Here is a 14,144-nt window from a genome sequence, read left to right as displayed (position 1 = left end):
CTTTTGATTGGTTAATCTCATCATATAACCATTTCTGTATTCAAAAGGATAATTAGTATATCTCTCAACTAAAATTATATATAGAATTATCGAACGTGTCAATCAACGGTAACGTTGTGAACTACGCTTCTTTTGTTTCTTCTTAGAACGAATCTGATTTCTAAGCTCAATCTTATGTTTCTTTTCATCTTTCATTTTAATTGCACGTTTAATTTTCTTTTTATAACCAGGTTTTACATTTTTCTTTTTCTTATTAATCATTCCAAGTGTAGAACCATCAAGTTTATCATGGTGACCACGATAATTAGCTCGGCGTTTACGATCATAAGAATCAACAATCTCATCATTTTTAATTTCTTTGGGCTTAAACTTAATTCCCATTTTTTCTAATTCTGATACTTTATCTTCTTCATCGGGACCATAAAGAGTAATAGCCGTTCCTTCCATACCATTTCTACCCGTTCTGCCAACTCGATGAACAAAATATTCTGGATCAGATGGCATATCATCGTTAATAACCTGAGAAATTCCTTCGATATCAATCCCTCGAGCCGCCAAATCAGATGCTACCACAAATTGATAATCCAAATTTTGAATCTGCTTCATAACACGTTTTCTAACACGTGGCTGCATGCCACCATGAATCTTAGCTACTTTCAACCCTTGGACTTGTAAGTACTCTTGAATTTCATCAACTCTCTCACGGGTGTTTGCAAAAATTAAAACTAAATATGGATTTCCCATAGTTAAAAGTTTATAAATTAAACTATTTTTATCTTGGCCTTTGGTAGAAATCAACCAATTATCAACATCTTGATTAATTACTGAAGCAGTTGGAATATCATTTAAAACAGGATTTTTCATATATTTCTTTAAAAATGGCTTTAATTTTGGTGGAATTGTTGCAGAAAAAACCATCATTTGTAAATCTTTGGACATTCCTGCAGCAATTTTATCAACTACATCTAAAAAACCTAAATCAAGCGTCATATCAGCTTCATCAATCACTAGCTTATTAGCAGTATTAATGTCTAAATGATTACCCTTTGTTAGGTCTAAAATTCGACCTGGAGTTCCAATTACAATCTGTGGTTGCTCTCGTTCTAATTTTTCAATTTGTCGTTCTTTATCAGTTCCACCAACATAATTAGCAATATGAATTGTTTCAGGACTAAATCTAACAAGTTGTTTTACATTATCATAAATTTGATAGGCCAATTCTCGACTAGGAGTTGTAATTACAATCTGTGTTTTTTCATTTTTGGGATCAAGTTGATCTAAAAGTGGCAATAAAAACGCATGGGTCTTACCACTACCTGTTGCTGATTTTCCAATCACACTTTTACCGTGCTTAATCGTTGGAATAACTTTAGATTGGATGGGAGTAGGATTTTCAAAACCTAAATCTTTAATTGCATCGTTAATAAATGGTTGAAAATGATAATCTTTAAATGAAGCACTCATATTTATTTCCTTTTCTCTACATATTCTTTTGTTAATTCGTCAAGTTGATTAACAACTTGTTTTATTTCAATATCATCTTTAGCAACTGCACCACTTGCAAGCGGATGCCCGCCACCACCGTGTTCTTTAGCTAATTCGTTAATTGCTGGACCTTTAGAACGTAATCTAATTCGATAACTTTCATCTTTTTGTTGTACAAAAATGGCCCAATCAACAACTGATCCAATATTACCTGGTAAAGGAACCATTGCTGAAGTACTATCGTCACCCAAATGTAAGTCTTCCACAAGCTTATTTGTCAAAATGACGTGTGCAGAACCGCTTTCTGAAATTTCAAGATTTTGATAAATATAGGCAGCTAAATGAGAAAGTGGAATGTCAATTTCATCTTCTTTTTCAGCAATAATATTCGTTGAAAAATCATATTGAGCTAAGTTACTAGCAACCAAAAACGTATGACTAGTAGTTGCTGGATATTTAAATCTACCTGTATCACCGACAATTCCTGCATACAATAATCTAGCAGAATTATCAGACATTTTCAGAGCTTCATTAGCATCATAAAGATCATAAATCATTTCAGAAACACTAGAAGCCTCTGTATTGACCCACATTAAATCGCCAAATTGATCGTCATTAGGATGGTGATCAATTTTAATCAAATATTTACCAGTATTATACCGATTGTCATCAACACGGGGCTGGTTTGCTGTATCAACTGCAATCACTAGTGCATTTTGATATACATCATCAGAAATTTCGTCTGTTTTTCCAAGCCAATCAAAACCTTTGTATTGCTTTCCAACACAATAAATCTTTTTTTCTGGAAAAGTTGCTTTAATAATTCCTGCTAATCCCATTTGTGAACCAATCGCATCTGGATCAGGATGCTGATGCCTATGAATGATAATCGTATCGTATTGATTTATTTTTTCGTAAATTTCTTGTTTAATATTCATTTTCTACCCCTATATAAAACATTTAATACTCAAGTATAACCTTTATTATAATATATTAAAAGACTTGTTTTGGATATAAAGGTAGATTAACGTTTTGAAACCCAATATCAGAAAGATTCGTTAAAGTGATACCTAGTAAACGAATCCCACGACTTGCAGAGGGCATTAATTCAAAGATATCCATCGCCTTTTCATATAAAAAAGTGGCATCATTTTCAATAAAATCTTCGCTAGTAACTCGTCTGGTTAAAGTTGAAAAATCACTATAACGAACTTTTAAAACCAACGTTTTCCCATGTTTTTGATGATTTACAACCGTTTTATTAACTAATTTAGCTATCAACAATAGTTGTTCTTCAACTTCTTCGTTACTTTTTAATTCATGAATATAAGTACGTTCTTTTCCAATTGATTTTCTTTCTCTTTGATATTCAACCGGCCGATCATCAATCCCGCGAACACGTCGATATAAAACATACCCAAACTTTCCGAAGTTTTTAATTAATGACATCTCTGACATTCGAAACAAATCTGTACCGTCATTAATATTTAACTCCTGCATCTTTTTGACTGTCTTTTTTCCGACTCCCCGGTATTTTTCAATCTTAAGTTGCATAAGAAATTCATGGGCATCTTCAGTATCAATAACCGTTATTCCAACTGGTTTTCGATAATCTGAAGCTTCTTTAGCCAAGAACTTATTATATGAAATACCAGTTGAACAAGTTAATTTAGTTTTTTCCCATATTTCACTTTGAATTAAATGAGCTAATAACATTGGATTTTCAATATTTTTCTTATTTTGCGTTATATCTAAATACGCCTCATCCAATGCTACTGTCTCAATTTTGTCAGTATATTCATGAAATATTTCATGAATTTGATCAGAAATACCTCGATATAATTCGAAATCAGGAGTCTTAAACACCGCTTCAGAGCATAAATCTAAAGCTTTACTGGCAGGCATTGCAGAATGAATCCCAAATTGTCGAGCAACATAATTAGCTGTAGTAACTACTCCTCGTCCTCCAGTAGTACGTGGATCTTTTGCAATTACTAAAGGCTGGTTAATAAATTCTGGGTGGTTTATTTGTTCAATCGAAGCAAAAAAGGCATCCATATCAACATGAAGGATTTTTCGTGAACTATTAACTTTAAGATACTCGTCATTCATTAAAAAGACACCACACTTTAGAACGTACGTTCTTTTGCTTGTAATAAAAAAGTCTGGAATCCAGACTTTTTTACTTATTATCATCTGATTTAGAATCATCAGCTTTAGTTGTTTCTTTTGCTTCAGAACTTGAACTAGCATTAGTTGCTGTAGGTTTATTAACGTTAGCAATTGCATTAAGATCGAATTCTAAATAAACACCATCGCAATCAAGTGTAACTGTGTTATTTGCACGGTCAATATCATCAACTACCCCATGAAGTCTACCAATGGTAATAACGTGATCACCTTTTTGCAAAGTCTTCAATGTTTCTTGATGTTTTTGTTGTTGTTTTTTTTGAGGTCTAATCATAAAGAAGTACATTAAACCAAATAAAACAATTAATACAATAATTCCACCGTATTGTGCCATTTTTTTCACCTCAATTTCATAATTACTTTATTTTACCAAATTTTATTATAAATATCTAGCAACGAGTTACCGTCGAGGATTTTCTTTGCCTAAATGTTGATAACCAGATTCTGTTACCATTCTACCGCGTGATGTTCTTTTCAAATAACCAATTTGCAATAAGTAAGGTTCATATACTTCTGAAATTGTTTCTGTTTCTTCACCAATATTTGCAGCAATCGTATTTAGACCAACAGGACCACCATTATAGTAGTCAATCATCGTTTCTAATAATTTTAAATCAGTTTGATCAAGTCCTTTACTATCAACACCTAAAGCTGATAGTGCTTGATTAACACTTTCAATATCAATTTCATTTTTATTAGAAACCTGAGCAAAATCACGTACTCGTTTTAAAAGTCGATTAGCAATCCGTGGTGTTCCACGCGAGCGTAAAGAAATTTCATGTGCGCCTTCATCTTTTATTTTGGTATGAAAAATAGTCGCAGACCGCTTTACAATTGCTTCTAAATCTTGTGTGTTGTAATAATTCATATGTTCTACAATTCCAAACCGATTTCGAAAGGGAGCATCTAACAAACCAGCTCGAGTAGTTGCCCCAATCAAAGTAAACGGTGGTAAAGAAAAATGAACTGGATGAGCTGTAGGGCCTTGTCCTATCACAATATCAATATAAAAATCTTCCATGGCAGAATAAAGCATTTCTTCAACTACTTTTGGAAGACGATGAATTTCATCGATAAAAAGAATATCACCAGGTTCCAATTCATTTAATAAGGCTGCCAAATCACCACTTTTTTCAATTGCTGGACCACTAGTCGTTTTTAAATTAACACCCATTTCATGTGCAATTACAGTGGCCATGGTTGTTTTACCTAAACCCGGAGGACCAAATAGAAGCACATGATCCAAAGATTCTTCTCTTTGTTTAGCGGCTTCAATATAAATATTTAAAGATTTTTTTATTTTATTTTGTCCAATATATTGAGAAAAATTTTGGGGGCGCAGCGACTGCTCAAATGATCGTTCATCATTCTCAGTTTCTTGGGAAATAATCCGATTATCATCCAATGATATCACCACCTTATTTAGTTAACATTTTAAGTCCAACACTAATATACTGGTCAGTAGAATAATCGCTAGTTATTTCTAACAATTTAGGTTTGATTTTATCAACTGCCTTTTCTTTAAATCCTAAAGCCTTTAAGGCACTCAAAGCATCTATAATTTTATCATTATCTGTTTCTGTTTTGATTTCTTTAGACTCTAGTAAGGAATTTCCCATAGTTTTATTAATTTTATCTTTTAAATCTAAAATAATTTGTTGTGCCGTTTTTTTACCAATCCCAGGAAATTTCGTTAAAAAACTAACATTTTCAGTTCGAATGGCATTAATTAAACCACTATTATCATTTCCAGCCATAATTGCCAAAGCACTTTTGGCACCAATCCCTGATACATTTAATAATTGCTCAAATAAGTATTTATCCTCTAATGTAGCAAACCCATATAAAGAAATATCAGTATCAGAAACATTTTGATGAATATAAACCGTTTTAACTTCATCCCTATCAGTTTCAAAATGATAAGGATTAGCGACATACACTAGATAACCAATCTGATTAGTTTCCACCACAATATATTTTGGAGTAATTGATGTTATCTTGCCTTTTAAATACTCAAACATAAAAAACCATCCATTCGTTTAAAATTCCCAACTATTAGTATCATGGGGGTCTTGAATTCTTTTGAACATTGTCTGTAAATCACTAGGATTGAAATGGACTAAAACTGGACGTCCATGAGGGCAATTAAAAGGATTTTCACATTTTTGCAAATTTTCTAACAATCCTTTTGCTTGTTGTTCATTCAAATGATGATTGGCTTTAATTGCCTGTTTACAACTCATCATAATAGCAGCCTTTTCGCGATATTCCGCTGTACTTAATTTTCGGTTAGTTAAGACCCAATCAATCATTTCTCGAATTGTTTTTTCTTCCTGTCCTTTTTCAAACCAAGTTGGGTGCTGACGAACTACAAAACTATTTTCTCCAAATGATTCTAAGTTAATTCCTACTGAAGCCAAAAGTTCAAAGTTGTTTTTGATTTCCAAAGCATCACTAGCAGGATAATCTAACACAATTGGAACTAACAAGTTCTGTTCATCACTTTCAATCATGCCAACTTGTTTTCGTAACTGCTCATAGTTAATTCTTTCCTGAGCAGCATGCTGATCAATAATATACATCCCGTCTTCAGATTCAGCAATTAGATAAGTGCCATGAACTTGCCCAATATAGCGAAGCTTAGGAAAACGAACATTATCATGATTTTCTTTCGCCTTTTCTGTACCAAATGGTCCTTCTACTCGTTCTCGACTATAACGATTTTTAAAATCGATGACTGCCTCAGAATTTAAATCATTTTTAGTTAAGATGACAGCGGGCTGATGGCTTTGAAAATTATTATTTTCAATTTTAGTCGTTTTTTTAAACTTTAATGAATCTTGACTTTTTTCAATAACAATATTTCTTGTTTGGGATTTCTGATCATCCAAGTCATCAAAATTCAAAGCCACTTCCATACTATTATGTTCCGAGACACCACGTTTCAATGTTTTATTTTCCATTGCATCCGGAATTAAATTTTCTTTCGCCAAAAACGAATAAATTGATTTTGCAATAAAATCACTCAATTCCCTACTATTTGACAATCTAATTTCCTGTTTCGTTGGATGGACATTTACATCAATTAAACTCGGACTCATTTCAATCTTAATAACCGAAATTGGAAATCGACCAACCATCAGCTTTGATCCATATCCCTCAATAATTGCATGATTCAAAGTAAAATCCTTCACAAATCGGCCGTTAATAATTATTGAAATATATTTACGACTAGCTCGAGTTAAGTCTGGCAAACTGGTATATCCCGTGAGACTAAAATTTTCATTTTCGTTTTTAATCTCAAGCATTTTTTTCATAGTTTGATTACCATAAATTCCAGCAATCACCTGTAATAAATTATTTCGACCGGAAGTTCTCAATATTTCTTTACCGTTATGCGTTAATGAAATTGCTATTTCAGGATGACTCAATGCTAGTCGATTAACAACATCAGTGATTTTACTAAGTTCCGTACTAGCTGATTTCAAATATCTTAACCGATGTGGAGTGTTAAAAAACAAATCTTTAACTTCAACTGAAGTTCCTCGTCTCAATTCAGCTGGCATCTGCTTGATGATTTCCCCACCATAAACTTGAATTTCACTTCCATGTTGTTTTCCATCAGAAGTTTTCATTGCAACATTAGAAATTGCAGCAATACTTGGAAGAGCTTCACCACGAAATCCCAGTGAATGAATATCGAATAAATCATTTTGAGAACTTATTTTACTAGTTGCAAAACGCTTAAATGCTAATTTAACCTGGTCAGGTGCAATTCCGCTTCCATTATCTACAATTTTAATTCCTTTTAAACCAGATTCATTAATTTCGATATCTATCCTAGAACTACCAGCATCAATTGAATTTTCAACTAGTTCTTTTACAACTGATGCTGGCCTCTCAATTACTTCTCCAGCTGAAATCTGATCGGATAAAATACTCGATAATTCATGAATCTTTGCCATTACTTTCACCCCAATTCTAATTTTTATTTAGAGCCTGTTTCCATTTATAAACTAAATTCATAATTTCTATAGGACTTTTCCCCATTAAATCAGTTTTATTAATCTCATCAATTATTTCCTGAGTTTTAGCATTAACTTTATTTTCTGATTGATTTGGAATTTCTACTTTGAAAAGTTCCATTTGTTGCTCTCCATTTGAAGAATGTTCAGTAGTTTCCGGTGTTACATTTAGGTTGTCTGAACGTTTTTTTGTTTCAGAATTTTCTAAATCTGTTAAAACTGTCTGAGCCCTTTTTAATAAATCATCTGGTAAACCAGCCAACTTAGCAACATTAATACCATAAGACTTATCTGCAGGACCAGACAATATTTTGTGCAAAAACACTAATTGTCCTTCTTTTTCAACTGCTCCCACATGAATATTTTTTAACTGAGTTAAATTTTGTGCTAAATCAGTCAATTCATGATAATGAGTTGAAAATAAAGTTTTAGCATGAACATCGTTATGAATATATTCAATAATTGCCTGTGCTAATGCCATCCCATCATAAGTTGACGTTCCACGACCTAATTCATCAAAAAGGATTAAACTATCTGGAGTCGCATTTTGGATAGCTTGATTAGCCTCTTTCATTTCAACCATAAACGTACTTTTACCAGAAATTAAATCATCCGCAGCTCCAATGCGCGTAAAAATTTGATCAAAAATTGGCATTTCAGCTTTTTCAGCAGGAACAAAGCAACCAATTTGAGCAAGAATAACTGTTAATGCTAACTGCCGCATATAAGTACTTTTCCCTGACATATTTGGTCCAGTAATTAATAAAATACCAGTATTGGGGTCCATATCAACATCGTTTGGTACATAAGATTGGGTCTTCATTACTTCTTCAACTACCGGATGTCTACCATTTGTAATATGCAATTGATGCTTTTGATTAAAGTTTGGTTTTACAAACTGCTGCTTTTCACTAATCATCGCAAAACTTTGTAAAACATCTAAACTAGAAATCCCACTTGCAAGTTTTTGTACTCGTGGAATTTGCTTTTGAATTTCATTCCGAATCTTAGTAAAAATATTATATTCTAAACTACGAGATTTTTCCTGTGCTTCTAAAATCAATGATTCTTTTGCTTTTAATTCGGGTGTAGTAAATCGTTCAGCGTTTGTCAATGTTTGTACTCGCTCATAACGTTGATCATCTATTTTACTTAAGTTTCCCTTTGAAATTTCAATGAAATAACCAAAAACACGATTATACTTAATCTTTAGATTATTAATTCCAGTTGCTTGACGCTCACGCGTCTCTAAATCAGCTAACCATTGCTTTCCGTTTTGCATCGCATCACGATATTCATCAAGTTTCAAATCATATCCAGGTTTGATAATGCCACCATCTGTAACTGAAATTGGTGGTTCATTAACAATTGAATCATCAATCAGCTCTAAAACGTCATGAATATCATCAAGCTGTTGGTAAATATCATTAAATCCCGGCGTGTCAAGTTCATTTAAAACATGTTTAATCTTAGGTACTTGTTCTAAAGAAGATTTTAATTGGACAAGATCCCTTCCATTAACACCACCAAATGAAATTCGTCCTGCTAATCTTTCCAAATCATATACTTTAACTAACGCATCACGTAATTCATTTCTTTCATAATAATTATCAAGTAAAATTTCAACTAATCGCTGACGGTTTTCAATTGCATCTTTATTAATCAATGGTCGCTCTAACCATTGTTTCAGTTTGCGACCACCCATGGCAGTTTTAGTATCATCGATTACCCACAAAAGAGTTCCTGATTTTTTGCCAGTCCGGATATTTTTCATTAATTCTAAATTATATTGTGAATTATGATCAATTTTTAGAAATGAATTAGGTTCATATAACACTGCTGGTTGAATGTGCGAAAGACTTCTTTTTTGTGTTTCATTAACATATGATAATAATAATATTAATGAATTTTTTAAAATCACATTATCAACATTAGTAATAATGTCATAATCATCTAAATCTTGTGAAGATTGTTGAATAGAAACTAAAATCCCTCTCTTTTTCAAACTATCAGTTATTCCATTAGTAATCGTATCATCAACTACAACTTCTTTAGCATTAAGATTTATAACTTCGTTTAACACCATTTCAATCGAATCTAACAAACTAACTTTTAGTTCTCCAGTAGACAATTCAATATATGATAAACCATATTGAGAACTCATTTCATCATAAGTAAGCCCAATTAAATAATTGCTAACTTTTGCAGTTTCTGAATTATTATCAGTTTGGGTTCCAGGAGTAACTAATTGAATAACTTCCCGTTTAACCATGCCTTTAGCTGATTTAGGATCTTCAACTTGTTCACAAATTGCAACTTTATACCCTTTATCTATCAAAGTATCAATATAAGTTTGGGCTGATTGATGTGGAACACCACACATCGGGATGGGATTTTCGGCTTTTCGATTCCTAGCTGTCAACGTTAGTTCAAGCAGCTGCGAACCTTTAACTGCATCTTCGTTAAACAATTCATAAAAATCGCCAATTCGGTAAAATAAAAAAGCATCCGGATACTGATCTTTGATTTTTTGATACTGCTCCATCATTGCTGTATTCTTTTTTGCCATTTATCTCACTCTTTCAATTATACTTGCTGGTATGGATGGTCCTTGTTAATTAAAATGGTTTTCCCCTTTTTGGCATGTCCATCTTTTTTATCAATATCAATTAAACATCCAGATAAAATACCATTGCCTTTTGTTTCAACTTCAAATCGATTAGGTCGTGAAGTTAAAAATTTCTTAATAACCGGCTGATAAGTCATTCCAATCACCCCATCATTAGGTCCAGTCATTCCTGCATCCGTTAAAAAAGCAGTTCCTTGTGGAAGAATTTGCATATCATTAGTTTGAACATGAGTGTGAGTGCCAACTATTGCAGAAACTCGACCATCAAGAAACATTGCCATCGCTTTTTTTTCACTCGTAGTTTCAGCATGCATATCAACAAAAATTATCTTAATATTTTCTTTTTTTAATTGCGTTACTAATTTGTCGACTATCGCAAAGGGATCGTCTGTTTCTTCCATAAATATTCTTCCTTGTAAATTAATAACCGCAACTTTCGTACCATTAATATTTAATTTACAGCATCCCTTACCTGGAACATCGTTGCCAGGATAATTCAAAGGACGAATTAATTTATCTGTATCATTAATAAAATCAAAAATCTCTTCATTGTTCCAAGCGTGATTGCCAAGCGTTACGACATCCGCACCATCTGTCATTAATTGTTTAAATAATTTTAAATTAATTCCACGACCTACTTTTGTTGCATTTTCACCATTTACAATAGTAACTTGGGGTTTTAAGTCATGTTTTAACAATGGTAAATACTCATTTACCATATGCATTCCCATTTCGCCTACTACGTCTCCTAAAAACAAAAATTCCATAATTTTCCGCCATTCTAGTTTACTTATAATATATTTTACCATGGATAAAATAAAATAAAAAAAGACCAGTTCTCAAACTGATCCTTTTCTATCATTTAGCATAATCGACAGAACGAACTTCTCTAATCACAGTTACTTTTGCATGACCAGGGTGGCTCATTTCTTTTTCAATTTTATCTTTAATTTCTCTTGCCAATACAATAGCTTGAGAATCAGAAATTTTGTCCGGTTGAGCAATTACTCGAATCTCACGCCCAGCTTGAACAGCGTAACTCTTTTCAACTTCATCAAAACTATTGCTAATAGCTTCTAGTTTTTCTAAACGATGAACGAAGCTCTCCAGCGAATCACTTTTAGCACCAGGTCTAGCAATTGATATGCGGTCTGCAACTTCAACTAACTCAGCAACCATACTATGTGGTTCACTTCCAGGTTCTCCTAAACGAATCGCGTCAATTACTACAGGATCTTCACCATATTTTTTGGCGATATCGATTCCTGCATCTACATATGATTCATCAGCTCCACTTGTAGAAGCTTTTCCAATTTCGTGCAATAAACCTGCGCGCTTTGCTAATGTAACATCTTCACCTAACTCGGCTGCAAAAACTCCAGCCAACTTAGCAACTTGAATTGACCGTGATAAAACATTTTGACCATAAGAAATTTTATATTTCAACTGACCAATCAATCTAATTAAATCTGGATTCATAGAATGAATCCCTAAATCAAAAATTACATTTTCTCCAGTTTCTTGAATCTGTTGTTTGAGTTCTTTCTTACTTTTCTCAACCATTTCTTCAATTCGAGCTGGATGAATTCTGCCATCCTTGATTAATTTTTCAAGTGCCATCTTGGCAATCTCGCGTCTGATTGGATTAAAGCCACTTAAAACTACTGCATTAGGAGTATCATCAATAATCAGATCAATTCCTGTTAAAGTTTCAAAAGTTCTAATATTCCGACCTTCACGTCCAATGATTCTTCCTTTCATATCGTCATTAGGTAAGGTTACAACAGACACGGTAGTTTCTGAAACGATATCAGCCATGCTTTGTTGTAATGCTTCCACAATCAAGTTTTTAGCATCACGAACAGAAGTTTTTTTCGCTGATTCGTAATTTTGTTTAATCATTTGTGCTCTAACATCAGCTAATGATTTTTTCGTTTCATCAATTACTAAGTCACGAGCTTCTTCTTGAGTTAGTGAAGCAACTCTAGTGACTTCTTCTTGCCGTTTTGCGATAAGTGCATCTGCATCTTGCTGCTTTTTAATTAGCCCTTTTTTCTCATTACTAAGCTTTTCTTCTTGTTGATTTAAATTATTATCACGCTTTTCAAAAGAACGATCTTTACGATCTAATGCTTCCTCACGCTTTAATAAATAATCTTCTTGACGTTGAATGTCAGCACGACGCTTTTTTAACCCTTTTTCAACTTTGGAACGGTATGCATTACCTTTTTCCTTTGCTTTTAAAGTACTAGCTTTAAATTCGCTTTGTGCTTGCTTCTTCGCATCAGCAAGAATGTCATTAGCATTCTTATGAGCGGCATCTAATTTCTTTTCAACCGTTCGTTTATGAGTATATTGACCAAGTAAAAATCCAACAATTATAGCGATAGCGGCGCATCCAATAATAGCCAAAAGCATCATTTTTCCTCCGTATCACTTAATCACGGTTTCCTAATAATTTAACATTAAAAGAAAACTACTTATTAAGTTTAATGTTAAAAAAATAGGGTGTCAACCAACTATAACTAAAAAAGAAATAACAAAAGTTATTTCTTTCAAAAACTATTTAAAATTATCATAAATCATTTTAAAACCAGTTTTGGTAGCGTAGTCACGAACTTCATTCCGGGCTTTGGCAAAGTTAACGCTTTTAGTCAAAACTTCTCCATCTGGCAAGGATAACCCAATCCAAAAGAAACCAGCAGGATGGCCTTCTAATTCATCAGGTCCAGCTACTCCAGTAAACGATACTGCAATATCAGTTTTCATTTTGCTTTGAGCATTTTGAGACATATAAGTTGCAGTCTCTTTAGAAACTACTCCATACTTGTTAACAATTTCAGTCGGAATTTCTAACATTTGCTCTTTAGCCGTTGCTGAATAAGTTACAAATCCGCCAGGAAATACTTCAGAAGCACCTGAAATATTACCAATTCGACTTTGAAACATCCCACTAGTAAGTGATTCTGCCGCAGTAATGGATAAATGCTTCTCTTTCAGTAAATTTACAACAACTTTTGCAAGTGAATTATCGTCACCCCAGCCATAGAAATATTGTCCCACGATTTCCATGACTTTTTTTACCATCTCATCAATTAAAGAATTAACATCCTGTTCTGTCTTTTCACTCCCAGTAATTCTCAAAGTAACTTCATTTCGTTTAGCATAAGTTGCAAGGGTAGGATTAGTTTGCTTGTCAATTAATGGTTTTAAATCTTTTTCTAATTCTGTTTCACCAATTCCAAAAAATCGCATTACTTTAGAATCAATTACTGCATTTCCATGAGTAAGTTTAGCAAGAATTGGAAGTGCGTATTTATTAAACATAAATTGCATTTCTACAGGAGGTCCTGGGAGTACCAAGTAATCACAATTAGGAGTTTTTAAAAACATCCCCACAGCAAATCCTTTTTCATTCGGAAGCACAGTCGATCCTTCAATATATTTAGCCATAATATCAGCATTTGCCGGTTTACCTAATTCATAAGATTGGTAAAATTGGTTGATTTTTGTCAGTGCTTTTTCATCAGTTGTAAGATTCAATCCAAGATGTTTTGCCAAAACAAGCTTAGTAATATCATCCTCAGTTGGACCTAAACCACCAGTTAAAACAACTAAACTACTTCTTCCTTCTGCTAATGAAATTGTTTCTTCAAGCCGTTCATAATTATCACCAACAGTATCTTGAAAGTACACATCCACTCCTAGATTAGCAAGATTACGCGCGACAAAGGGTGCACTAGTATCGACAATTTCACCCAATAAAATTTCAGTTCCTACAGTTATAATTTCAGCATTCATATAGTTTCCTCCCA

Annotated in this window: 11 protein-coding genes; all 11 read right to left on the bottom strand. The window is 33.2% G+C overall.

Annotated features, from left to right (window positions below; all coding sequences use genetic code 11):
- Positions 1-102 precede the first annotated feature (102 nt).
- Positions 103-1,464 (bottom strand): DEAD/DEAH box helicase, encoded by a 1,362-nt coding sequence (locus tag BHU33_RS01015; RefSeq protein ID WP_056997649.1) that lies wholly within the window; start codon positions 1,462-1,464, stop codon positions 103-105.
- A gap of 2 nt (positions 1,465-1,466) precedes the next feature.
- Positions 1,467-2,423 (bottom strand): DHH family phosphoesterase, encoded by a 957-nt coding sequence (locus tag BHU33_RS01010; protein WP_054646310.1) that lies wholly within the window; start codon positions 2,421-2,423, stop codon positions 1,467-1,469.
- 55 nt (positions 2,424-2,478) lie between these two features.
- Complete coding sequence (dinB, locus tag BHU33_RS01005) at positions 2,479-3,597, bottom strand: DNA polymerase IV (protein ID WP_054646311.1); 1,119 nt, start codon at positions 3,595-3,597, stop codon at positions 2,479-2,481.
- Positions 3,598-3,667: 70 nt separating this feature from the next.
- Complete coding sequence (yajC, locus tag BHU33_RS01000; RefSeq protein WP_056997650.1) at positions 3,668-4,009, bottom strand: preprotein translocase subunit YajC; 342 nt, start codon at positions 4,007-4,009, stop codon at positions 3,668-3,670.
- Positions 4,010-4,075: 66 nt separating this feature from the next.
- Positions 4,076-5,080 carry a Holliday junction branch migration DNA helicase RuvB gene (ruvB, locus tag BHU33_RS00995; protein WP_078775145.1) on the bottom strand — a complete coding sequence of 335 codons (1,005 nt, stop codon included), beginning with the start codon at positions 5,078-5,080 and terminating at the stop codon, positions 4,076-4,078.
- A gap of 13 nt (positions 5,081-5,093) precedes the next feature.
- A complete protein-coding gene (ruvA, locus tag BHU33_RS00990; RefSeq protein ID WP_054646312.1) occupies positions 5,094-5,696 on the bottom strand; it encodes a Holliday junction branch migration protein RuvA in 603 nt (200 codons plus the stop codon).
- Between the two features lie 18 nt (positions 5,697-5,714).
- Complete coding sequence (gene mutL, locus BHU33_RS00985; protein ID WP_056997651.1) at positions 5,715-7,640, bottom strand: DNA mismatch repair endonuclease MutL; 1,926 nt, start codon at positions 7,638-7,640, stop codon at positions 5,715-5,717.
- A 16-nt stretch (positions 7,641-7,656) separates the two neighbouring features.
- On the bottom strand, positions 7,657-10,269 hold the full coding sequence (mutS, locus tag BHU33_RS00980; RefSeq protein WP_054646313.1) for a DNA mismatch repair protein MutS: 2,613 nt from the start codon (positions 10,267-10,269) through the stop codon (positions 7,657-7,659).
- Positions 10,270-10,286: 17 nt separating this feature from the next.
- Positions 10,287-11,096 carry a TIGR00282 family metallophosphoesterase gene (locus tag BHU33_RS00975; RefSeq protein ID WP_054646314.1) on the bottom strand — a complete coding sequence of 270 codons (810 nt, stop codon included), beginning with the start codon at positions 11,094-11,096 and terminating at the stop codon, positions 10,287-10,289.
- Positions 11,097-11,187: 91 nt separating this feature from the next.
- Entirely contained in the window at positions 11,188-12,747 is a 1,560-nt protein-coding gene (gene rny, locus BHU33_RS00970) for a ribonuclease Y (RefSeq protein ID WP_054646315.1), read from the bottom strand.
- A gap of 144 nt (positions 12,748-12,891) precedes the next feature.
- Positions 12,892-14,130, bottom strand: a complete 1,239-nt coding sequence (locus tag BHU33_RS00965) for a competence/damage-inducible protein A (protein WP_054646316.1) — start codon at positions 14,128-14,130, stop codon at positions 12,892-12,894.
- Positions 14,131-14,144 lie beyond the last annotated feature (14 nt).

This window comes from Fructilactobacillus lindneri DSM 20690 = JCM 11027, from assembly GCF_002907375.1.
Taxonomy (GTDB): Bacteria; Bacillota; Bacilli; order Lactobacillales; family Lactobacillaceae; genus Fructilactobacillus; species Fructilactobacillus lindneri.
Note: the sequence above shows the minus strand (reverse complement) of the source record. Positions and strands in the feature narration are given on the sequence as shown.

Excerpts from the sequence above, each read along its gene's own strand:
- BHU33_RS01015 (WP_056997649.1), bottom strand. The coding sequence starts at position 1,464 with ATGAGTGCTTCATTTAAAGATTATCATTTTCAACCATTTATTAACGAT.
- BHU33_RS01010 (WP_054646310.1), bottom strand. The coding sequence starts at position 2,423 with ATGAATATTAAACAAGAAATTTACGAAAAAATAAATCAATACGATACG.
- dinB (WP_054646311.1), bottom strand. The coding sequence starts at position 3,597 with ATGAATGACGAGTATCTTAAAGTTAATAGTTCACGAAAAATCCTTCAT.
- yajC (WP_056997650.1), bottom strand. The coding sequence starts at position 4,009 with ATGGCACAATACGGTGGAATTATTGTATTAATTGTTTTATTTGGTTTA.
- ruvA (WP_054646312.1), bottom strand. The coding sequence starts at position 5,696 with ATGTTTGAGTATTTAAAAGGCAAGATAACATCAATTACTCCAAAATAT.
- mutL (WP_056997651.1), bottom strand. The coding sequence starts at position 7,640 with ATGGCAAAGATTCATGAATTATCGAGTATTTTATCCGATCAGATTTCA.
- mutS (WP_054646313.1), bottom strand. The coding sequence starts at position 10,269 with ATGGCAAAAAAGAATACAGCAATGATGGAGCAGTATCAAAAAATCAAA.
- BHU33_RS00975 (WP_054646314.1), bottom strand. The coding sequence starts at position 11,096 with ATGGAATTTTTGTTTTTAGGAGACGTAGTAGGCGAAATGGGAATGCAT.
- rny (WP_054646315.1), bottom strand. The coding sequence starts at position 12,747 with ATGCTTTTGGCTATTATTGGATGCGCCGCTATCGCTATAATTGTTGGA.
- BHU33_RS00965 (WP_054646316.1), bottom strand. The coding sequence starts at position 14,130 with ATGAATGCTGAAATTATAACTGTAGGAACTGAAATTTTATTGGGTGAA.